Source organism: Mesorhizobium sp. M1006 (genome assembly GCF_040318825.1).
In the GTDB taxonomy this organism is placed as follows: Bacteria; Pseudomonadota; Alphaproteobacteria; order Rhizobiales; family Rhizobiaceae; genus Mesorhizobium.
Genome location: NZ_JAMYMZ010000005.1, coordinates 19,960 through 42,135, shown reverse-complemented (window position 1 = coordinate 42,135; position 22,176 = coordinate 19,960). Strand labels below are relative to the sequence as shown.

The following is a 22,176-nucleotide window of genomic DNA, read 5'->3' as shown; positions in this document are numbered from 1 at the left end:
ATCTACGTCGCGCAAGCTGCCGCATCGGGCGCAGAACCATCGGAAACGAGGAGAAATGGCTGTCATCCTCATCGGCGTGTTACTGACTGTCGCCGGCCTCGTCTATATGGCGGTAGCAGCCATCATGCGCGGGCGGCTTAGTGAACCGGCCGCTGTCTCCACCGCGCCGGACAGTCCGACGCCTTATCTCGCAACACCAGGTCCGACCCTGGAGCCGCGGCGGCGCGGGCTCCGTTTTCTCGGCCTGTCGCAGAACTGGCCGGGCCTTCTGATGATGGCCGTCGGCGCCATTCTGCTGTTGTCGGTGGTGGTCTTCTAATGCATTCGCGCAAAAGTGTGCAGCGGTTTTGCGATAACGACATGCATAAAAACAAGAATCTAAAGCGCGTCGCACAAGGCCGGTCGAACGCGACGCGCTTTAGAGTTTTCGACAGCAAGCCTCAGGCGGCCGCGCTCAGTCCCAGCCTCTCGAGCGCCAGCTTTCTAGTCGAGACATAGTCGGTCTTGCCGGAGCCCAGTACCGGGATCTCCTCGACCTTGACGATGTCGTTCGGCACCATCAGTTCGGCCGCCCCGGCTTTTTTGCCGAATTCCCGCAATTCGTCGGGATCGGCATTGTCGGCCGTGGTGACCAGAACGAGGCGCTCGCCGCGCCGCTTGTCCGGCACTGCCACCACGGCGTGATGCTCTTCCGGCCACAGCGACTGCACCAGCATCTCGACCGCGCCAAGCGATACCATCTCGCCGGCTATCTTGGCGAAGCGCTTGGCGCGGCCGCGAATGGTGATGAAGCCTTCGCGATCGACCGAAACGATATCGCCGGTGTCGTGCCAGCCTTCGAGCGGCTGCAACTCGCCCGGCCGGTCGCCGGTCATGTAGCCCATCATCAGGTTCGGCCCGTCGAGCCACAGCCGGCCGGCGTCGCTGATGCCTTCGACCGGTTCGAGTTTCATGCGCATGGCCGGCAGCAGCCGCCCGACCGTTCCGTCGCGGCCGTGGATGGCGGTGTTGACGGCAACCACTGGTGCGGCCTCGGTCAAGCCAAAACCTTCGATGATCTCGGCCTGGAAGCGCTCGCGGTAAACTCGGCGCGTCTCCGGCTTTACCGCCTCGGCACCGGCCACGACGAAGCGCAGGCTGGAAAAATCGCCGTCCTTGGCGGTGCGGGCATAGTTGGCGAGGAACGTGTCGGTGCCGAACATCACCGTCGGCCGGACCTTGCGCGCCACCTCCGGAATAAGTTTGTAGTGCAGCGGTGACGGGTAGAGGAACAGCTTTACTCCGGTGACCAGCGGCAGGATGGTGCCGCCGGTCAGCCCGAACGAGTGGAACACCGGCAGCACGTTGAGCAGGATATCGGCCGGCGAGATGGTGATGCGGGCTTCCGCCTGCATCGCATTGGCAAGAAGATTCCGGTGCGACAGCACCACGGCCTTGGGCGTGCCTTCCGAGCCGGAGGTGAACAGGATCACCGCCGGCTTGGCCGCATCCTGGCGCTGCAACGGCCGGCGCCACAGCAAGGCGGCTGCGGCCTTGTCCAGCACGGTCACGCTTGCGCGGACATCCTCCAGCCACAGCAGTTTCGCCCCGCCCTTTTCCACCGCCTCGACGATGTCGGCGAGGTTGGCCTTTTCGACAAAGGCGCGTGAGGAGACCACGGTGCGGATCATCGCCGTGCGGATGGCGGCGGTGACGCTGGCCGGGCCGGCGGTATAGTTGATCATTGCTGCCACCCGCGCAGCCGACAAAAGTCCGACGAACGACAGCACGACGCCATTGGCGTTGGGCAGGAGCAGCCCAACCGCTTCGCCCGGCGCCGTTATTGCCTCGAACCGTCGGCCCAAAACCCTGGCGCCGATGAACACTTTCCGGTAGCTCAGGGCACCGCCAATGACGTCCTCGATTATTGGGTGCGAAGCGCCAACACGGTCGGCCGCATCGCGCATGGCGAGGAACAGCCCTCGGTCGAGATCACTGCCGAAAAGCCTGGCCTCGGCGAAGCGATCAAACAGCGCATTGGTGTTGGAGGCCTGATCTGGGTTCCGCGCCACCAGCTCGGCGATGGTCATCGGCTCCAGCGCGCTGATCGACAGCTGCGGAAACCAATGGCGCGGCGCCTTGTCCGCCGGCGTCAGCGAGGCCGGCAGGCTGCGTGCGCCGGCAACGAAGATCGGCACGATACGGGCGTCGGCCTGCATGGCGATACGGGTGATGGCGCGAAACAACCGAAACGACTTGACGTCTGGCTCGACCGCATCCGGCAGGTAAACGGCGAGCCGGCCCTTGCCCTTCAGCACCCGCACCAATCTGCGGCTGACGAAGACATGCTCGGCGTTGAAGGCGATGGTGCGGCCGAGCTCGCGCCACGGCTCCAGCCACGGCGATCTGGCCGAAGCCTGGTCGAGGATGTGCAGCGTGTCTTCCGGCAGCAGCGACAGCATCAGCGCCGGCTCGATGCGTGACTGATGCCAGATGACATAGATGACCGGGGCCACCGACCTGCGCGCAATCTTGATGCGCTCGTCGCTGATCCGGTAGGCGAGCTTGAACGGCACGTAGAGCAGCGCCTGGCTCAAACGCAGGCCGAGGCGGAACTTCTCCACCACGCCGATCAGCAGCCAGGCCGCGACAAGACCCGCAAGCAGCGCCAGTGTCAGGATCATCGCCGCATCTCCCAACGATCTCACGTCGCGGCTCTTCACCGGCCGCTTCGGGTGAGAACCTAGCCGAAGTTGGATCAACGTCAATGCGGCTCCATTTTTCCTTCTCTCCTATGTTTGATTCGCCTATGTTTGATTCGGCTCGGCTGCTTATCGCAGCTACGCCGCTTTCATCCTTCCGCTGATGAAGCGGAATTCCTGCGTCTTGCCGCCAAAGCCATAGGCGGCCGCAGGCACTTCATGCACGAGGGCGTAGCTTTCCTCATGCACCTTACCCAGCAGCCGGCCGAATGCCGCGAAAATTGCCTGCAGATACGCCTCCAGTTCGAGCTTGGTGTTGGTACCGTCGACAACCTTGATGTCGAGCCAGGCCGTGTTGGTGCCATGCTCGGCCAGCGACTTGCCGCCGGCGAACCAGTGCTCGGGGTCGTGATAGGAAATGGCAACAGCTGTGATCGTCGCGTCCTTGCGCAGATGCGTGGCTGTCAGTTCGGTCACTTCCCTGGCAATGGCGGCGGACAAAGCGGCATCGGGCTTGCCGGTAACGCTGACATTGATGATCGGCATGTTTCTTCTCCTCGGTTTCAAGCGGCGCCTCTTCGCCGTCGAGAAAATCATGCCATCGTCCTTTGATCAAAAAAATAGAATTGTTTTTGATAAACACTTTGATAGCATCGAATTATGCAGTTGTTCGATCCCGACCTCCTCAAGACTTTCCTCGCTTTCGTCGATGGCGGTTCCCTGGCGCGGGCCGCGTCGATCGTCGGTCGCTCGCCGTCCGCAGTGACCGCGCAGATGCAGCGGCTGGAGGATGTTGTCGGCGAACCGCTGCTGGTGCCGCAGGGGCGAGGGCGCGGCCTGACGCCGGCAGGCGAGGATCTGATCGTTCACGCGCGTCGCATCCTTGCCGCGCACCGCGAGGCGTGGCTGGCCCTCAAAGGCGCGCACGCCGACGGGCGCGTCGCCATCGGCACCACGCAGGATTTCGCCGACAGCGGCTTGCCGCAGCTTCTCAGGGCTTTTGCTGTCAGCCATCCGCGCGTCAGGATCGAACTGCGCGTCGGCCGTTCCGCCGAACTGGCGCAGGCTTTGCAGGCCGGCACCCTTGATCTGGCCATTGCCATGCGGCAGGTGCCGACACGGGACGAAGTCGGTGTGCTCAAGGAACCAATGATCTGGCTTTGCTCACAGAACGGGCTGGCCACCCGCCACGACGAACTGCCCTTGGCGTTGCTCGATCCCCATTGCGGGTTTCGCGAAGCGGCGACCAGTGCACTCGATGCGGCCGGCCGTCGCTACCGCATTGCTGCCGGCAGTGCCAGCCTTGCCGGCCTGCGCACGGCGGTGCACGCCGGCATCGCCTTGACGTTGAGGACGGCGCGCTTCGCTCATTCCGGCATCGTCGAGGCGCCGCGCGATCTTGATCTGCCGCCGGTGCCGGTCGCCGAATTCGCCGTCCGCTTGCGTGAGGATGCCGACCGGCCGGCGCAGGATCTGGCAGCGTTGTTCAGCGGCAACCTGGCCTTGGCCAATTGAGCCAGCAAAGAAAAAGCCGACCTTGCGGTCGGCTTCTGAGTAGGACGGGCCGAGGGGTTTGGGGGGACTTGGGGTGGCCCGTCGCAGCCATAATGCCTGAGCCCTATGATGGTTCCATGACTTTTCAAATTAATTTTCAGGACCGGATTTCTCGTGATCGGACCACCAACTCGCGCTCGGACGCGGCGAGGATTGGTCATGCATCCGCTGCGCGCTGCCTGGCCATCAGCCAGTCGCGGCCGGCGTGAGCGAACACCGCGCAAAGCACGATGGCGCCACCGACCATGCTGGCTGCCGGCGGGATCTCCGCCAGGAACAGGAAGGCAAACAGGATCGCGAATGGCACTTCAGCTGAACCCAGCAATCCGGACTCGGCCGCCGGAATAAGCCGGGTGCCCTCCGTCCACAGGATCGAAGCCAGCGCGAACGAGGCGCCGAAGGTGGCCAGAAGCACAGCGTCCCTGGCCGAGACAGCCAGCGGATCGGCGACGAACCAGCCGAGCACGAACAAAAGGAATGCCGACACCGCACCCGCCCACACCACCGGCGTGTCGCGGAAGGCGCGCACCATGATCATGTAGAGCGCGCTGCCGATCGTCATCAGCAGCGCCAGCCCGTCGCCGAACAAATGGCCGGTGCCGAAGCCGGACCAGACCATGATTGCCACACCGCATAATGACACAGCAGCGGCGGCAAGCGTCTGCAGCCGGAACGGCTCGCGGACCAACAGGAGGGCCAGCAGCGCGGTGACGAACGGGGCCGTGGCATAGATGATCGCGACATTGGCGACAAAGGTGAACTTGAACGCCGAGATAAAGGCGATGCTCGCGAGCGCGCCCTCGATCGCCAGCAGCCAGCCTCGCCAGCCGAGCCGCAAGCTGTCGCGACCGCCGGAGCGCTGGCGGCGCCATAGGACATAGAGGCTGATCAGGATCGAGCCGACGAAGCCGCGCCAGCAGGTAATGGTCAGCGGGTCGGCATGGATCGATTTGGTCAGCACGCCGGTGAGGCCGAAGACGGCCGCCGATGCCGAGACCAGGATGATGCCGAGGGTACGCTCGCGGGCGCTTTCCACTGTGCATGGCATGTCCAGCGATCCCGTCATCTCACCAGCCTACGCTGCCCCTTCCTGACACCATAGTGTCAGCTTGAGGCGTCCTGCATCGAAAACAGCAGGTAGGCAGCCCCGGTGAACAGGATTCCGGCAAGAACGCGTTCGCGGGTTTCCACGATGGCGATGTCGGCCATATGTCCGGCGGCCTTACGAATGTGTTGCGAGAGACGGTGTGAAGGCGTTGGATGCTCCCCTTATCGTCAGGCTATACGGGCGAAACCCTGCCAAGCGCTACGCCAGCGGAGACTTGCGTTTGGGCAGACGGCATCGCCGTTAGGCGGCGAAGCCAGGCAACTATGGGAGAGAAACGAAATGGACGCGATCGCATTGAAGGCCATACAGGCGCCGCTGAAGGTGGCCTATCGCGACGACGCCTCGCGCGCGCTGATTACTCTCCGCGCCAAAGGCTCGATCGACGACCAATCGATCGCCTGCAAGGTCGAGACAGGCAGGGCGATCGCCATTGCCGGGCTGCATCCGGCGACCGGCGGCACCGGGCTCGAACTCTGCTCCGGCGACATGCTGCTGGAGGCACTGGTGGCTTGCGCCGGCGTCACGCTGAAGGCGGTGGCCACGGCGCTGGAATTCAAGCTTGGGGCCGCCACGGTGGAGGCCGAAGGCGACCTAGACTTTCGCGGCACGCTTGGCGTGGCAAAGGATGCGCCGGTTGGCTTCCGCGCCATCCGGCTGACATTTGGCCTCGACACCGACGAGCCGCAGGAGCGCATCGATGCGCTGCTCAAGCTGACCGAGCGCTACTGCGTCGTGTTGCAGACCATCAGCCAGAAGCCGGAGCTGACGGTAAGCGCGCGACGCTGACGATCTCCCCCTCAAGTGGGGAGATCACGCTGTCCTACTGCGCCGACGGCTCCTCGGCGTCGCCCTCGTCGGCGAAGGGCGAGGCGCTCGGCACGCACTGCACCGACCAGCCGGCCGGCGTCGGTTGCTTCTGGTATTCGGTTATGGCGAAGGCGCACTGTTCGCGGGTGTCGAATGTGCTGGGCAGCACGACCATGCCGCCTTGCGGGCCGGCGATCACCAGATACCAGACTAACGCTACGCTCGGTGTCGCCATGAGTATTTCCTCGCTCTGCTTGTTTTGGGAGTCGCACGATCCTAGCAACTCCGGCCCAGCGGCGAAAGCTGGGCCAAAGCGCGGCGTTAAGCCACGGTATCACAGCCACGTGATGTCGGGTCGTTTTGGTTCAGTTCACCGCAAAACAATAGAACAGGCCGTCGCCGCCGGTGCCCTTCAGCGCTTCCTGGCTGCAGCCACCGCGTGACGCATGCGAGGAATTCCACGATTTGGCGGCTGCCGAATCATCGAGGCCGGTACGATCGTGATGACCCATCATCGCCACACCTTCTGCTCCGCTCAGCGTCCAGTCGCCGCAGGTCTGGTCGGCTATTTTCGTGCCATCCGGCTTGGAGCCGGTCAACACGTCGTGCCGGTTGGGCGCGTCGCCGCGGCCGTTGACCATTTGGCCCTTTTCGTCGAGTGCCGTCTGTTTGGTGATGGCGTTGGCATCGCTATGCAGGGAAGCGACATCATCGGCGATCTTGACGCCCTTGGCGTTGAACCACGGGCCTTTGCCGATACGGTCGCGTGCATCGGTATCGCTGGTCGAGAGATAGGCGCGCCATGTCTTGCCGGTAACGCCCGCGGCTTCGGCCAGTGAACTACAATGGGCGTCGGCGCCGGCGAGACCGCCGAGATCGGCGCCTTTGCCAGAGCCGACGCTGGTGACGAAAAAGCTCATCGTTGCCTCCTGCGACGACGCGGCGCCGATCACTGCAAGCAGCGCGGTGGCAGTCAAGAGAAGCAGTCTCCGCATATGGTCCTCCGTTTCTCGAATTGTGGCACCCGAACAACGTTGGTGCCGGCGCAATTCTTCCGGCAAAATGCGATGTGTGGCTACTCCGGCTGCCGGTAGGCGACAAAGCGATTGTGCTTGGCCTGGAAGATCAGCCCGGTCTCCTTGAGCGTGGGGCTGGCCAGCGGCACGATTCGCTTGGCGATCTCCGAAGGGTGCGGCAGTGTTTCAGGATCCTCGCCGGGTACCGCCTGCGCCCGCATCGCGGTGCGCGTTGCCCCGGGATCGGCGGCATTGACCCTGAGCGGGAGGTTTTCGGTCTCATGCGCCCATGAACGCGTCATGGCCTCGACCGCCGCCTTCGACGCCGCATAAGGCGCCCAGAAGGCGCGTGCGGAGTGGGCAAGGCTGGAGCTCAGCACAATAGCACGGCCGGCATCGGAAAGCCTGAGCAGCGGGTCGACCGAGCGGATCAGCCGCCATGTTGCGGTGACGTTGATGGTCATCACCTTCTCGAAGGTCTTGGCCTCGACATGGCCGATCGGGGCGATGACGCCGAGCACGGCGGCGTTGGCGACCAGTATGTCGAGCTTGCCCCAGCGCTCGTGGATGGCGCCGCCCAGCCGGTCGATCCCCGCCATGTCGGCAAGATCGAGCGGTACCAGCGTCGCCTGTCCGCCACCTGCCTTGATCTGGTCGTCGAGTTCTTCCAACCCGCCGACGGTGCGAGCAACCGCAATCACATGCGCACCGGCCGCGGCAAGCTCCCTGGCGATGAAATAGCCGATGCCGCGCGAGGCGCCGGTGACGACCGCAACGCGGCCGGAGAGGTCAAGGCTCATACGATGGATTCCGACAGGCAAGGTGAAACCGCCGTGAGGGGCTAAGGGGAGGGAGACAAACGGACCGGCAAGGCCTATGACCCGCCGGCCGCTAACAGCGACAGCGTGCGCACATTGTCGGAGCCTTCGAAGTCGGCAAGCCGGGTCGGATACTGGCCGGTGAAGCAGGCGTCGCAGAATTGCGGCTGCTCGTTGTCGCGGCCGGCCTCGCCGACGGCGCGGTAGAGCCCGTCGATCGACAGGAAGCCGAGCGAATCGACGCGGATGAACTCGGCCATCTCCTCCACCGACATGCGCGACGCCAGCAGCTTCGACTTTTCCGGTGTGTCGACGCCGTAAAAGCAGGAGGCGCGCGTCGGTGGCGAAGCGATGCGCATATGCACTTCCTTGGCGCCGGCATCGCGCACCATCTGGACGATCTTCTGGCTGGTGGTGCCGCGCACGATCGAATCGTCGACCAGCACCACACGCTTGCCTTCGATCATGCGGCGATTGGCGTTGTGCTTGAGCTTGACACCCATGTGGCGGATCGAATCGCCGGGCTGGATGAAGGTGCGGCCAACATAGTGATTGCGGATGATGCCGAGCTCGAACGGAATGCCCGCGGCCTGCGAAAAGCCGATCGCCGCCGGCGTGCCCGAATCCGGCACCGGCACGACGATGTCGGCCTCGACCGGACTTTCCTGCGCCAGCTCGGCGCCGATGCGCTTGCGCACTTCATAGACGTTGCGGCCTTCGACCGACGAATCCGGCCGCGCGAAATAGACATATTCGAAGATGCAGAAGCGGGTCTTCTGCGGCTCGAACGGGAACAGGCTTTCGATGCCCTTGCTGGTGACGACGACCATTTCGCCGGGCTTCAGGTCGCGCACGAAACGCGCACCGATAATATCGAGCGCGCAGGTCTCGGAGGCGAGAATCCAGGCGCCGTCGAGATCGCCGAGCACCAGCGGGCGGATGCCGAGCGGGTCGCGGCACCCGATCATCTTCTTGGACGTCATCGCCACCAGCGAGAAGGCGCCTTCGACTTGGCGCACCGCATCGATGAAGCGCGAATTCAGGTCGCGCTCCTTGCTGGTGGCAACCAGGTGCAGGAGCGTTTCGGTGTCGGAGGTGGAAGAGAAGATGGCGCCTTGCTTCTGGAGGGCGCGCTGAACGGTCATGGCGTTGGTGAGATTGCCGTTATGGGCGACGGCAAAGCCGCCATCGGCAAGTTCGGCGAAGAAAGGCTGGATATTGCGCAGACCGGCGCCGCCGGTGGTGGCATAGCGTGTGTGCCCGATGGCACGGTTGCCTTGCAGGCTGTCGATGACACGCTGCTTAGTAAAGGTGTCGCCGATCAGGCCGACATGGCGTTCGACATGGAATTGGGTGCCGTCATAGGAAACGATGCCGGCCGCTTCCTGGCCTCGATGCTGCAACGCATGCAGACCGAGCGTTACGATGGCTGCGGCGTCCTGCCGGCCGAAAATGCCGAACACGCCGCATTCGTCGTGGAAATGGTCGTCGGCTTCGGCGGAAAGCACGTCGTCTGCGTCTGCCACTGAGGCTGCCATTGGGGCTCAAGCTCCGCTAAAGTCGCCATATAAGGTCATAGCGCATCGAAAGCAACGCACGTCGTGCGGCGTTCACATGATCGACAGTCTTGAGCCTCGCAAGTCTGTCGAAATCAGTTTGCCGGCGCCGGGTTTGCAGGTGCCGGCGTCGCGGGCGCATTGTCGGCCGGCGGCGCATCGCTGTCGTCGGGTGCCGGAGCAGTGGCGTCGTCGCCGGCGGCAGGGGCTTCCGCTGCAGGCGCATCGGGGGCCAGAGGCGTCTCGGTGGCCGGCTGATTCGGATTGAGCTTGTTGAGGATGGCGTTTTCCGGATCCTCGGGCAGCAGGCTTTCGAGCTTGGCGCCGATCGATTCGAGCAATGGCTTTGACTTGGCGTTGGCAATCCAGCCTGGAGCCTTGGCGCCGGCCAGCCAATTGAAGAAAAGCAGCGCGACAGCGACGACCAGGATGCCGCGCGCCGCGCCATAGAGGAAGCCAAGTGTACGATCGAGCGCGCCGATCCTGGAATCGATGATCCAGTCGGCGAGCTTCATGGTGATGACCGAAACGACGATCAGCGCGACAATGAAGACGATACCGGCGGCCGCCGCCATGGCGGCCTTTTCGTTGTCGACATAGGGCTGAATGTAAGGCAGCACCGGCTTGTAGAAGAAGAAGGCGGCGGCCGCGGCGGCTGCCCAGGAGATGATCGACAGGATCTCGCGCGAAAAGCCGCGAACCATAGCGAGCATCGCCGAGACCAGGGTGAAGCCGACGAGAATTCCGTCAAGCAGCGTAATCGGCATGTTTTTCGCCCCACTCCGATCTCTTTTTCACGGCCCGACGAGCCGCATCACTCTTGCTCGTCGGCGCGGCTGCGCCGAGAGCCGGCTATTCGCGCCACGAGATCGGCAAGCTCGGTGGGCTGGAAAGCGCTGGCTCCGATCCCCCCGACCGCATTACCACCAACAAGTTCCTCGCTGCCCAAGGGCAGAACCGCGCGTCCGAAACCCAGCTTTTCGGCTTCCTTGAGGCGCTGCTGCGCATGCGCAACCGGCCTCACCGCACCCGACAGGCTGATTTCGCCGAAATAGACGCAATCGGCGGGAAGGGCAAGACCGGTGAGCGAGGAAACCAGTGCCGCCGCCACTGCCAGGTCGGCCGCCGGCTCCGAAATGCGGTAGCCGCCGGCAACGTTGAGATAGACGTCGTGCGTGCCGAAGCGGACGCCGCAATGGGCTTCCAGAACCGCCAGGATCATCGACAGCCGGGCACCGTCCCAGCCGACGACGGCGCGGCGCGGTGTGCCCAGCGTCGATGGCGCCACCAGCGCCTGGATCTCGACCAGCACCGGCCGTGTGCCTTCCATGCCGGCGAAAACCGCGGCACCCGGCGACTTCGCATGGCGCTCACCGAGGAAAAGCTCGGACGGGTTGGCGACTTCCCGCAAGCCCTTGTCCGACATTTCGAAAACACCGATCTCATCGGTCGGCCCGAAGCGATTCTTGACCGTGCGCAGGATGCGGTAGTGGTGGCCGCCTTCGCCCTCGAAATAGAGCACCGCGTCGACCATGTGCTCGACGACGCGCGGTCCGGCGATCTGGCCCTCCTTGGTGACGTGGCCGACCAGAACGATCGCCGCCCCTGTGGATTTTGCGTAGCGGATCATCGCCTGGGCGGCGGCACGCACCTGGGTCACCGTGCCGGGCGCCGAATCGGCCATATCGGTCCACAGCGTCTGGATCGAATCGAGAATGACCAGATCCGGCCGCTTACCATCGGCGATGGTGGCGAGGATGTCCTCGACATTGGTTTCGGCGGCGAGCTCGACCGGGGTGTCGGCGACGCCGAGCCGCTGGGCGCGCAGCCTGATCTGCGCGACCGCCTCTTCGCCCGAGACATAGACGATGCGGTGGCCCTTTGCCGCCAGCGCGGCCGCGGCCTGGGTGAGCAGCGTCGACTTGCCGATGCCGGGATCGCCGCCGACCAGCAGCGCCGAGCCGCGCACGAAGCCGCCGCCGGTGGCGCGGTCGAGCTCGCCGATGCCGGAGACGATGCGCGGCGCGTCCTCGATATCGCCGGACAGGCTGGTCAGCACCACCGCGCGGCCCTTGCGGGCGTTGCGCATGTTGGCCGGGCCCGAGCCGATGCCGCCTGCCGTGCCTTCTTCGACCAGCGTGTTCCACTCGCCGCAGGCATCGCATTTGCCGGCCCAGCGCTGATGCACGGAGCCGCAATTCTGGCAGATGAACTGGACGCGGGATTTGGCCATCAGGCGCGGCCTGCGACAATTGAAAGACAGGTCGGCGGGACAGCGCCCCCCTCTGTCCTGCCGGACATCTCCAATCTCCCCCCTCGTGGGGGAGATGTCCGGCAGGACAGAGGGGGGCGTGAAGGAACGCCGTACTCCCGCATTCTTGTTGCGACATCTGCCAAACGCTTACTCAAACCTCTCCGCAATATGATGCTCTTCCGCAAGGTCCGAGAAGCGGGTGAACTCGCCCTGGAAGGCGAGGCTGACCGATCCCGTTGGGCCGTGGCGCTGTTTGGCGACGATGACCTCGGCCTTGCCGCGCATCTCGTTCATCTCGTGTTCCCATTTGATGTATTCGTCGGTGCCCGGCTTCGGCTCGCGGTTCTTCAGATAATATTCCTCGCGGTAGACGAACAGCACCACGTCGGCGTCCTGCTCGATGGAGCCCGATTCGCGCAGATCCGAAAGCTGCGGGCGCTTGTCGTCGCGGCTCTCGACCTGGCGCGACAGCTGCGACAGCGCGATGATCGGCACCGCCAGCTCCTTGGCTAGTGCCTTGAGGCCGGTGGTGATCTCGGTGATTTCCTGGACGCGGTTTTGCGAGGATTTCGCGCTCGATCCCTGCATCAGCTGGATATAGTCGATAACGATGACGTCGAGGCCGCGCTGGCGCTTCAGGCGACGCGCGCGGGCCGACAGCTGAGCGATGGAAATGCCGCCCGTCTGGTCGATGAACAGCGGGATTTTCTGCATTGTCTGCGAGCAGGCGACCAGCTTTTCGAAATCCATCTCGCTGATCTCGCCGCGCCGGATTTTCGACGACGGGATTTCCGTCTGTTCGGAAATAATGCGGGTGGCCAGCTGTTCGGATGACATTTCGAGCGAAAAGAAGCCGACGACGCCGCCATTGGCCGCCTTGAACGAGCCGTCCGCCTGCTGCGCCGGGACATAGGCCTCGGCGATGTTGAAGGCGATATTGGTGGCGAGCGAAGTCTTGCCCATGCCGGGGCGGCCGGCAATGATGATCAGGTCGGACGACTGCAGGCCGCCCATGCGGCGGTCGAGATCGCGCAAGCCGGTAGCAACGCCCGACAAATGCCCGTCGCGCATATAAGCCGCATTGGCCATGTCGACGGCGGTCTTGACGGCATCGGTGAAGCTCTCGAAGCCGCCATCGTAGCGGCCGGTTTCGGCCAATTCGAACAGGCGCCGCTCGGCATCCTCGATCTGGTCGGAGGGCGACATGTCGACCGGCGCGTCATAGGCGATGTTGACCATGTCCTCGCCGACAGTGATCAGCGCGCGCCGCGTCGCCAGATCGTAGATGGCGCGGCCATAGTCGGTGGCGTTGACGACGGTGACGGCCTCGACCGCCAACCGCACGACATATTGCGCCACCGTCATGTCGCCGACCTTCTCGTCGGCCGGCAGGAAGGTCTTCAGCGTGATCGGCGTCGCAATCTTGCCCATGCGGATGAGCTCGGCCGCGACCTCGAAGATCTTTCTATGCAGCGGCTCGTAGAAATGGCCGGGCTTCAGGAAGTCGGAGACGCGGTAGAAGGCATCGTTGTTGACCAGTATGGCGCCGAGCAGCGCCTGCTCGGCCTCGATATTGTTCGGCGCCTCGCGATAGAGCGGTGTTTCCGCCACGCCGAATTTTCGTGCTGCCTCTGCCATGATGTCCCCGGTCCTGATCCCCGTCTTTCGATATCAGAACGAGACAAGTCGGTGATGACTTATCTGCATCAGTCCCCAACCAACCAACTTTGATGCCCGCGATTCACAGCCAGGATCTTTCGGTGGAAAGAATCTCGATTGACTCGAATCAAGATGGCGAGCCTAGCCGTTCTCAGGCGAGAACAAAACAGGAAAATAGCTGCCGGGTCATTCCGGCAAGGCATCACCCCAATCCAGTCGCCGCGCGGCCTTGAACGTCTCGCCGTCGCGCTTGGTGAACAGTCGCTCGGCAGCACCCCCATCCTGTTTGCAAAGCTTCAGCAAGACCTTGCCGGACCCCGACTTCGGCGGTGCGATCACTCGCGCTCGAGGCGGAGCGGCCGGATGGCGGGAGGCCGCGACAAAGATGAATTTCTCGTCCTCCCACGGCACCTCGGCATCCTTGGCCAGACGGTGCAGGCGCGAGCGGGCGACGCGGCGGGCGAAATGGCACCAGTCGGGGGCAACGAGCGGGCAGGGCGCCTCATGCGGGCAGGGCGCAAGCACGTGCGCGCCCACCTCGATCAACTGCCGCCGCACGGCAAGAATACGCTGCCAGCCGGCCGGCGTGCCCGGCTCGACCACCAGCAGCGTGTCTGCGGTCAGCTGCCAGAGCCGGTCGACGAGTTTTGCCAGCGATGCCGGCGCGATCTCATCCAGCACATAGGCTGAAGTCACCAGCTCGGCCGGCTCCAGATCGACCAGGTCGATGGTGATGTCGCCGGTCCGCCAGGCGGTCCTGGCCGTGATCGCATCCGCGGCAAGTGCTTCGCCGACCCTTCGTACCGCGGCGCCGGCCTCGAGTAGCACCGCCTGTTCGAGATCCGGCCAGAGATTGATTGTGGCCCAAAGCACCGTGCCAGGGCCGGCGCCGACATCGAGCAAGGTCTTCGGAGCATAGTCGGGCCGAGACTCGCCCACCGCATCGAGGCTGGCGCGAACGGCCGCATAGGTCGCCGGTAGCCGCGTTGCCAGATAGGCCTTCACCGCCATGTCTTCGGCCATGTGCAGGCGACCGTCGCGCAACTCTGCGCGGTAGCGGTCCGACAGCGTCTTTGCCGCGTGCTTAAGCATCGGCAAAGGCACCTGTTCGAGAAGGCGGTCGACGCCTTGTCTAAGCGGGACGGGCAGTTCCATCGCTTAGGCAGTCCGAGGTGCGAGCAGAATGACCGAGGCGCCAACGATGCAGATCGCGGCACCGGCAAGATCCCAGCGGTCGGGGTGCACGCCTTCCGCCAGCCACAGCCAGGCCAGCGAGGCGGCAATGTAGATGCCGCCATAGGCGGCGTAGGCCCGGCCCGCCGCGCTGGTGTCGACCAGCGCCAGCAGCCACGCGAATAGCACGAGCGAGACGAGACCGGGCGCCAACCACAGCGGCGACTTGTCCAGCCGCCACCACGCCCAGAACGAAAAGCAGCCGGCGATCTCGGCAAGTGCGGCGGCGACGTAGAGGAGGTAGGTCATGAAAAAAGGTCCCGCGTTTAACGGGACCCTTTTCAGCGTGCCGGCCGGCAATGGCAAGTGGCGATGGCGTGATGCCGGCAGTCTACTCCGGATCCGCCACCTTGCGGCGGCGAGTGGGCTTGGCAACCGGAGCCTTTTCGCGACGTCCAAGATCGCGCATCTCCAGCGCCTTCTCGCAACTGGCCATGTAGTCGCGCGTCATCGGCAGCGTGTCGTTCTTCTTGGCAATCTGGATCTGGAAGATCACCAGATCCTGCCAGCGGAAGGCAGCTTCCGAGGCGGCAAGATAGAACTCCCACATGCGGCAGAAGCGCTCGTCATAAATCGCCCTGGCCTTGTCGCGGTTGGCCGCGAAGCGCTCGCCCCAATGCTTCAGCGTCTCGGCATAATGCAGCCGCAGAACCTCGATGTCGGTGACGACGAGCCCCGATTTTTCGATGGCCGGCATCACTTCGGATAGCGACGGGATGTAGCCGCCCGGGAAGATGTACTTGCGGATGAAGGCGCTGGTTGCCCACGGCACGCCGGAGCGGCCGATCGTGTGCAGCAGCATGACGCCGTCCGGCTTCAGCAGCGTCGCCGACTTGTCGAAGAAGGTGCGGAAATGATTGACCCCGACATGCTCGAACATGCCGACGGAGACGATGCGGTCGAAACGTTCATTGAGTTCGCGATAGTCCTTGATGTCGAAATGCACCCGGTTTTGCAGGCCTTGCGCATGGGCGCGGTCGGTGGCGACGCCGTGCTGCTCGGTCGACAGCGTCACGCCCTGTACGTCGACGTCGAACGCCTTGGCTAGATAGAGCCCAAGCCCACCCCAGCCGGAGCCGATATCAAGAACCGTCTGGCCCGCCTTCAGCCTGAGCTTGGCAGCGATATGGCGCTTCTTGGCTGCTTGGGCCTCGTCGAGCGTCATGTCCGGCTGCTCGAAATAGGCGCAGGAATATTGCATGTCCTCATCGAGGAAGAGGCGGTAGAGGTCGCCCGACAGATCGTAATGGCGCTGCACGTTGCGGCGCGCCCGCGACGCCGTGTTGATCTGCTGCAGGCGCCGGAAGGCGTGGCGCAGACCTTCGATCGCCTTCGACCAGGTGGCATCGATACCGCCGCTGCCCATGTTCTGGAAGGCAATCCGCATCACCCCCAGCACGCCGCCCTCGAGAATGTCGAGTTCACCGTCCATGTAGGCTTCCGGCACCGCCAGCATCGGATCGAAGGTTATTGCGCGCTCGGCATGCCTTGTCTTGATGTGCATGTGCACCGGCTCGCCGCTGCCGTCACCGAAAGTCACCATCGAGCCTTGCGGCCCTGTCACCTTGAGATTGCCTGTGCGGACCAGGCGGTCGAGAACGCGTTTCAGCAGAATATTCATGACCAATTGTCCCCTCTCGGCCAGACATGCTGTCCTATTCTGCATCAAGATATAGGGGTTCGAAAAGTTCCATTTGGCATAAAAATGCCCGGGTACGAGGCCCGGGCATTGGTCCAGAATAGCGATTAGCCGGCGAATGCCGACGAATGACGATCAGCCGTTGTCTTCGCCGCCTTCGAACTCCGCATTCGGATCGAAGAAGTTTTCCGGCCGCGCATTATCGTTGATGTCCTCGCCGTAGATGGCTTCGGCGGTGGTCAGTGTTTCGCCCTTGGCCTGGCGCTCGGCTTCGTCGGCCGTGCGGGCAATGTTGAGCGTGATGGTAACCTCGACTTCCGGGTGCAGCGCGATCGCCACATTGGTGACGCCGATGGTCTTGATTGGCTGGTTGAGCAGGATCTGGTTGCGGTTGACCGAAAAACCTTCCGCCGTCACCAGCTCGGCGATGTCGCGCGTCGAGACCGAACCATAAAGCTGACCGGTTTCGCCGGCCGAGCGCACGGCGATGAAGCTCTTGCCGTCGAGCTTTTCTGCAATCTGCGCGGCTTCGGACTTGCGCTCCAGGTTGCGGGCTTCGAGCTGGGCCCGCTGCCCCTCGAACTTCTTCTTGTTAGCTTCGTTGGCGCGCAGCGCCTTGCCTTGCGGCAGCAGGAAATTGCGGGCGAACCCGTCCTTGACCTTGACGGTATCGCCCATCTGGCCGAGGCGGGAAACGCGTTCGAGAAGAATGACTTCCATGGTTTTGTTCCTTCGCTTGGGCGCTATCCTCAGGATCGGCGCCGAGTTGTCTGGAACAGGTCAGGAAGCTGGGGCGTCGCCGCCTGTGTCGCTGTCCTGCCTGTCGCGGCAGTTAGGATCTCTTGTCGAAATCCAACCCGGGATTTGGTGTTCGATCCGGCTACGCCCGTCGTGGCCGGTGAAAAGCGGGCGGCGAACCGCCCGCTGGCTAGACCATGATCCCGAAAAGTGGAAACCGGTTTTCGGATAAGATCATGGTCAACTAATCAGTGTTAGCGGACCACGTAGGGCAGCAGGCCGAGGAAGCGGGCGCGCTTGATCGCCTTGGCGAGCTCGCGCTGCTTCTTCTGGCTGACGGCGGTGATACGCGATGGAACGATCTTGCCGCGCTCGGAGATGTAGCGCTGCAGAAGCCGCACGTCCTTGTAGTCGATCTTCGGCGCATTGGCGCCGGAGAACGGGCAGGTCTTGCGGCGACGGTGGAAGGGGCGCCGGGTTGGGATCTGGTTGATGTCGACCATTATTCTGCGGCTCCTTCAAAGCCTTCGCGCGGACGGCGCGGGCCACGATCGGCACCGCCATCGCCGAAGCTGCGCGGCGGACGATCACCACGGTCACCGCGATCGCGGTCGCCGAATGAGCGCGGGCCACGATCGCCACGGTCGCGGTCGCCGAAGCCGCCGCGTTCCGAGCGCTCTTCGCGCTTCTGCATCATTGCCGACGGACCTTCCTCATGCGCATCGACCTTGATGGTCAGGAAACGCAGCACGTCCTCGGACAGGCCCATCTGGCGCTCCATCTCGTTGAGCGCGGCCGGCGGGCAGGTGATGTCCATGAGTGTATAATATGCCTTCCGGTTCTTGTTGACCCGGTAGGTGAGGGACTTCAGTCCCCAGTTCTCGACCCGGCCGACGGACCCGCCATTCGCGGTGATGACGCCCTTGTACTGTTCGACAAGCGCATCGACCTGCTGCTGCGAGAGGTCCTGCCGGGCAAGAAACACATGTTCGTATAGAGCCATAGTGTTTGTGCCTTTCTTCGTTTCTCTCCCGGTTCCCGGCGGCAAAAGCCTCTGCAACTTCTCTGACCCGCAATCCTTGCGAAGGCGGGGAAGAAAGGAGCATGACGAGACGGTCGAGAGCGGAGACACGGGAGGCGGAAGCGCTTCTGGCTTCACGCGAAGGTTTCGAAAAACCTCCGGCCCTCCGTTCAGCCCCCAGCAAGGACCGGCAGATTGCGGGCGTCTATACAGGAATTTGACCGCAAAGCAAGGGCAAACCACGAAGCAAACGGCCCTGCCGTCCCAGAGCGCCACGGGTCTCGACGGCAAGGCTTACGGATTCCTGAAACCGGACCTTAACCACCATGCGAAGTTCCAGCACCGGCGGGCGTGGCGGCAACCCCTCGTTCATCATGCGGATGCAAAAGCAAACAGTCTGCGCGAGTTCGGCAGCAGGCGGTTTGGGGACAAAAATGCTTTTCGACAAATTCTGCCGTTCGAAGAGCGGCAACTTTGCCCTGATGCTGGCGTTCGGGCTGCCTGCGGTTCTGACCGCCGTCGCCTTTGCCGTGGACGTGTCCACCTTGATGAGGGCCAAGGTCAGCTTGCAGAATGCGCTCGATGCCGCGAACCTTGCATCTTCGCATCTCGGCGACATCGAGGCTTCGCGCAAGGACGTCTTCGACCGCTACTTCCAGACCAATGTCGCCGGCCACAGCGAGTTGAGGAACGCCGAAGCGACGCTTACCGTGGAAAGGGGCCTCAATTACATCCAGACCAAAGCTGTCGCCACGGCGGACGTCAATTTGAACTTCGCCTTCCTGTTCGGCAACGACAGGCGCATCACCGTCGATGCCGGCGCCGTCGAATCGACCAATCAGCTCGAAGTCGTGCTGGTGCTCGACAATACCGGGTCGATGGCCAGCAACGATCGCATCGGCGCATTGCGGACGGCGGCAACGGCCCTGATCGATATGCTCGAAGCGGCGAAGTCGCCGACGCGCAGCGTACGTGTCGCGGTGGTGCCGTTCGTCACCGCGGTCAACGTCAAGGGCGAGGACTACGATCCGGCCTGGATCGACATGGCCGGCAAATCGCCGAACAACGGCGCCAATTTCCCCTCGGTCGGCGGCAAGCGCGTCAACCATATAGATCTGTTCAAGCAATTGGGCGTCGAATGGAGAGGCTGTGTCGAAGCGCGGCCAGGAACCAACAATGTTTCCGAGATTTCGCCCGACCAAAACAAACCGGACACCCTGTTCGTACCTTATTTCGCGCCGGACGATCCAGGTAACGCTAGAAATCCAAACAGCTCCTACGGCAATTCAGCGACCGGCTACAACAATTCCTATCTCGACGATACCGTCGTCACCCTGCTTCCCGGCCTCACCAGCGACATGGCGAAGTACAGTGTTTCGACGATGAAGCTGATCAACGACAAGAGAGGCCCACTGACTATCGGCCCAAACCGGGCCTGTCCCACGCCGATAGTGCCGCTGACCGATGATTTCGACAAATTGCGGAAGGCCGTCGGTGAGATGATCGAATGGAACGGCTCGGGGACCAATGTTTCGGAAGGCTTGTCATGGGGGATGCGGGTGCTCTCGCCGGAACCGCCTTACAGCGACGGCGCGCCGTTCAGGGCGTCAGGCACGACCAAAACGGTGCTGCTGCTCACCGACGGCGAGAATGTTGTCTATGGCGCGAAGGATACGCCACAGAAGTCGGACTATGGCTCCTACGGATTCCTGGCCTCGGGTCGGTTTGGATCCAGCGACCAGACCGCGGCTGCGCGCAATGTCGACGATTGGACAACCAATGTATGCAACACATTGAAGAAGCAGGACGTGCAGATCTTCACAGTGCTGCTGCAGGCCGACACCGCAGCCAACCGCAAGCTCTACGAGGCCTGCGCATCGTCGCCGTCGGATTATTACCCGACCAACGACGTCAGTCAGCTCGAAAGCGTCTTCCTGAAAATCGGAAGCTCGATTTCGCAGCTGCACTTGACGAACTGAACGACGTCGGCCGCTCTCCCGCCGCCGCTGCTCAACTCGTGTGTGCAGCCACTTTGCCTGTGGTTTCAGGGAAGAAATCGGGCGCCGCATGGCGCTTGCCGAACATCATGTCGTATTGCAGCAGACGGAAGTCGCGGATTGCCGGATCGATCTCTTTCTGACGCGACCAATCGGGGGTGGCGTCGCCCCCCGGTGCCAAAAGCAAATTGCGGTCGATAACGCGGTAGCGCTCTCGCAACTGTCCGAGGAAGCCGGTGTAATAGGGATGGCTGATGCCGGCTGTCTTCAGGATATGGTAAGGCAGGAAGGACGGGCTGACGGCGCCCAGATCCTCGGCCGGGCCGCTGCGATTCGACCAGACGATCAGCGGCGTCTGGTGGTGCAGCAGCATCTGGTCCGCCGCCTCCTTGCGCGGCGCAACATTGTCCTTCAGGAAGCCGGTCTCGACGTAGACCGGCCCAAGCGGCGGCAGATGGTCGCCGAAGAACGCGATGACGGTCGGCCGCTCGCGTTTCTTCGCCCATTCGATCAGCCGCTCGAGGCCGCGGTCCGCGTCGGAAGAGCCTTCGGCATAGCTCAACAGCGATTCACGGGCCCATTGGCTGATCGGCGCCTGCACCTTGTGGGTCGGATTGTTATAGCGATACGGCTCATACGGCCCGTGGTTCTGCAGGCTGACGGCGAAAAAGAACACCGGCTCGGCGCTGGTATCGGCTTCGTGGATGATCTCGTCGGTCATCGCAGCGTCCGACGCGAGCGGTCCGCGCTTCTGCATGGGCGGCAACGTCTCCTCGGACTTGAAGTCGTTGAAGCCGAAATCGGCATAGACGGCCCCCCGGTTCCAGAACCAATTGGTGCCGGGATGGATGGCGCGCGCCCGGTAGCCCTGACTTTTCAGGAAGGTCGCCAGCGAGGGAGTCGGTGTCCGCACATATTGCTGGTAGGGAATGCTGCCCGCCGGCAGGAAGGCGTTGGAAAAGCCGGTCAGGGCCTCGAACTCGATGTTGGCCGTCATGCCGCCGAACTCGGGCGAGAACATGTAACCCGTGCGCAGTGCCCGCACATTGGGGATAGGGTCGGGTGTGATGGTGACGCCGGGTAGCTTGGTCGGATCCCAGAAGGATTCGCTCATGACGACGATGATGTCGGGCTTCTCGGCAGGTACCGAGGCGGTCACCTGCGGTTTGCCGATCGCTTCGATCGCCTTGTCGGAATAGCCGGGCGGCGCCGAGACATGCGCCATCGGAACGTTAAGCGCGAAGGCGAGCGCAAAACCGTTCGAGGCATAGTTTTCCTTCTGGTCCCACATGATCGGGATGATCTGCAGCCGGTCGCGCGTCCACGAGAAAGTGGCATAGTCCATGATGGAAACGAAGAAGGCGATCAGCGGTACTGTCAGCGTCAGCCGGGCAAGGCGGCCCTTGTGGCTGAGCGCCGGAACGCGGCGGCGCCATAGCCGCCAGCCATAGACGAGCAGCGACAGCCCGCCGACGATGCCGATCGCCAGGGCAATGGCGGTTCCCGGGCGATCGCGTACCAGAAGCGGCATCAGTGCCACGATCTGCCGGGAATAAAGGAAATCGGTCGGATAGAGCGGATCGCCGAGATACAGCGACTTCTGGTGGCCGACGAACGCCAGCGACAATGTCAGCGGCGCGACGATCATCAGGCTCTGATGACTGCGGCCGAGCACGGCGTCGAGGCCGATGAGGATCAGCGCAAAAATGATGATCGTGGTCCAGCCGGGTTTGAAAGGCTGCAGAAAGAAATCAATGGTGCCGGCAAAGTTGCCGCGCACGATCAGTTCGATGGCAAACACAAGGATGGCCGCAGCCAGCAAGCTGATAAGGCCATAGCGGATGACAGGCCATTTGCGCGCCGGCAGATAGCCGGTCGACGGATCGCCTTCAAGAAACTGGGGCGCCGCCTCGGCTGCGCTCTGCTTGGTCTTTGCCACTTCAATAGTTCCCCGGCCCGCAACAAAAGCGTCACTCGATTGTCATCGAACTGTCACGCAAAGCCTAGCGCCTGTGGCGGAAATAAGAAGAGCCAGCAAACAAATCGTGAGCGGTTTTCATCATGAGTGATCGCCAAAAAGCCTGCCGAAACAGGC

Annotated in this window: 21 protein-coding genes; 4 read left to right on the top strand and 17 right to left on the bottom strand. The window is 63.2% G+C overall.

The window, feature by feature from the left end:
- Positions 1-55 precede the first annotated feature (55 nt).
- Positions 56-319 carry a hypothetical protein gene (locus NKH60_RS06220; RefSeq protein WP_023677727.1) on the top strand — a complete coding sequence of 88 codons (264 nt, stop codon included), beginning with the start codon at positions 56-58 and terminating at the stop codon, positions 317-319.
- Positions 320-440: 121 nt separating this feature from the next.
- Here NKH60_RS06220 and NKH60_RS06215 read toward each other — a convergent pair whose 3' ends face one another.
- Positions 441-2,663, bottom strand: a complete 2,223-nt coding sequence (locus NKH60_RS06215) for an AMP-binding protein (protein ID WP_352871482.1) — start codon at positions 2,661-2,663, stop codon at positions 441-443.
- Positions 2,664-2,819: 156 nt separating this feature from the next.
- Positions 2,820-3,227, bottom strand: a complete 408-nt coding sequence (locus tag NKH60_RS06210) for a tautomerase family protein (protein WP_352540794.1) — start codon at positions 3,225-3,227, stop codon at positions 2,820-2,822.
- A gap of 114 nt (positions 3,228-3,341) precedes the next feature.
- Between NKH60_RS06210 and NKH60_RS06205 the strand changes: the two genes are divergently transcribed.
- The gene (locus tag NKH60_RS06205; protein ID WP_352771628.1) at positions 3,342-4,196 is read left to right on the top strand and encodes a LysR substrate-binding domain-containing protein; all 855 of its coding nucleotides are present in this window, start codon (positions 3,342-3,344) and stop codon (positions 4,194-4,196) included.
- A 196-nt stretch (positions 4,197-4,392) separates the two neighbouring features.
- On the opposite strand, the gene NKH60_RS06200 is transcribed toward NKH60_RS06205, so the two are convergent.
- Positions 4,393-5,301, bottom strand: a complete 909-nt coding sequence (locus tag NKH60_RS06200; RefSeq protein WP_502899634.1) for a DMT family transporter — start codon at positions 5,299-5,301, stop codon at positions 4,393-4,395.
- 321 nt (positions 5,302-5,622) lie between these two features.
- On the opposite strand from NKH60_RS06200, the gene NKH60_RS06195 reads away from it, so the two are divergent.
- Complete coding sequence (locus NKH60_RS06195) at positions 5,623-6,129, top strand: OsmC family protein (RefSeq protein WP_352871479.1); 507 nt, start codon at positions 5,623-5,625, stop codon at positions 6,127-6,129.
- 34 nt (positions 6,130-6,163) lie between these two features.
- Here the strand turns inward: NKH60_RS06195 and NKH60_RS06190 are convergent, their stop codons facing one another.
- From NKH60_RS06190 to rpsF, 13 genes are all read right to left on the bottom strand, one after another.
- The gene (locus tag NKH60_RS06190; RefSeq protein WP_023677720.1) at positions 6,164-6,385 is read right to left on the bottom strand and encodes a hypothetical protein; all 222 of its coding nucleotides are present in this window, start codon (positions 6,383-6,385) and stop codon (positions 6,164-6,166) included.
- Between the two features lie 130 nt (positions 6,386-6,515).
- Positions 6,516-7,145, bottom strand: coding sequence for a hypothetical protein (locus tag NKH60_RS06185; RefSeq protein ID WP_352871477.1), 630 nt, complete (start codon positions 7,143-7,145; stop codon positions 6,516-6,518).
- Between the two features lie 80 nt (positions 7,146-7,225).
- Entirely contained in the window at positions 7,226-7,966 is a 741-nt protein-coding gene (locus NKH60_RS06180) for an SDR family NAD(P)-dependent oxidoreductase (protein ID WP_254820236.1), read from the bottom strand.
- A 74-nt stretch (positions 7,967-8,040) separates the two neighbouring features.
- Positions 8,041-9,510, bottom strand: a complete 1,470-nt coding sequence (gene purF / locus NKH60_RS06175; RefSeq protein WP_023677717.1) for an amidophosphoribosyltransferase — start codon at positions 9,508-9,510, stop codon at positions 8,041-8,043.
- 125 nt (positions 9,511-9,635) lie between these two features.
- Positions 9,636-10,307, bottom strand: coding sequence for a CvpA family protein (locus NKH60_RS06170; RefSeq protein ID WP_023677716.1), 672 nt, complete (start codon positions 10,305-10,307; stop codon positions 9,636-9,638).
- A gap of 47 nt (positions 10,308-10,354) precedes the next feature.
- On the bottom strand, positions 10,355-11,773 hold the full coding sequence (gene radA, locus NKH60_RS06165; RefSeq protein WP_352615843.1) for a DNA repair protein RadA: 1,419 nt from the start codon (positions 11,771-11,773) through the stop codon (positions 10,355-10,357).
- A 168-nt stretch (positions 11,774-11,941) separates the two neighbouring features.
- Positions 11,942-13,432 carry a replicative DNA helicase gene (locus tag NKH60_RS06160; RefSeq protein WP_352471085.1) on the bottom strand — a complete coding sequence of 497 codons (1,491 nt, stop codon included), beginning with the start codon at positions 13,430-13,432 and terminating at the stop codon, positions 11,942-11,944.
- A gap of 207 nt (positions 13,433-13,639) precedes the next feature.
- Positions 13,640-14,608, bottom strand: coding sequence for a small ribosomal subunit Rsm22 family protein (locus NKH60_RS06155; protein WP_352871473.1), 969 nt, complete (start codon positions 14,606-14,608; stop codon positions 13,640-13,642).
- A 3-nt stretch (positions 14,609-14,611) separates the two neighbouring features.
- On the bottom strand, positions 14,612-14,935 hold the full coding sequence (locus tag NKH60_RS06150) for a YnfA family protein (RefSeq protein WP_352467171.1): 324 nt from the start codon (positions 14,933-14,935) through the stop codon (positions 14,612-14,614).
- 82 nt (positions 14,936-15,017) lie between these two features.
- Positions 15,018-16,307 (bottom strand): cyclopropane fatty acid synthase, encoded by a 1,290-nt coding sequence (locus NKH60_RS06145; RefSeq protein ID WP_352471088.1) that lies wholly within the window; start codon positions 16,305-16,307, stop codon positions 15,018-15,020.
- Between the two features lie 153 nt (positions 16,308-16,460).
- Positions 16,461-17,045, bottom strand: a complete 585-nt coding sequence (gene rplI / locus NKH60_RS06140; RefSeq protein ID WP_254820243.1) for a 50S ribosomal protein L9 — start codon at positions 17,043-17,045, stop codon at positions 16,461-16,463.
- 272 nt (positions 17,046-17,317) lie between these two features.
- The gene (rpsR, locus tag NKH60_RS06135; protein ID WP_006203718.1) at positions 17,318-17,566 is read right to left on the bottom strand and encodes a 30S ribosomal protein S18; all 249 of its coding nucleotides are present in this window, start codon (positions 17,564-17,566) and stop codon (positions 17,318-17,320) included.
- Complete coding sequence (gene rpsF / locus NKH60_RS06130; RefSeq protein WP_292663863.1) at positions 17,566-18,066, bottom strand: 30S ribosomal protein S6; 501 nt, start codon at positions 18,064-18,066, stop codon at positions 17,566-17,568. Before rpsF ends, rpsR begins: the two co-directional genes overlap by 1 nt.
- Before the next feature lie 452 nt (positions 18,067-18,518).
- Here rpsF and NKH60_RS06125 point away from each other — a divergent pair, with 452 nt between their 5' ends.
- Positions 18,519-20,063: a pilus assembly protein TadG-related protein gene (locus NKH60_RS06125; protein WP_352871470.1), complete on the top strand. Its 1,545-nt coding sequence runs from the start codon at positions 18,519-18,521 to the stop codon at positions 20,061-20,063.
- Between the two features lie 31 nt (positions 20,064-20,094).
- Here the strand turns inward: NKH60_RS06125 and NKH60_RS06120 are convergent, their stop codons facing one another.
- Positions 20,095-22,020: an LTA synthase family protein gene (locus tag NKH60_RS06120; RefSeq protein WP_352493155.1), complete on the bottom strand. Its 1,926-nt coding sequence runs from the start codon at positions 22,018-22,020 to the stop codon at positions 20,095-20,097.
- Positions 22,021-22,176: the final 156 nt, after the last annotated feature.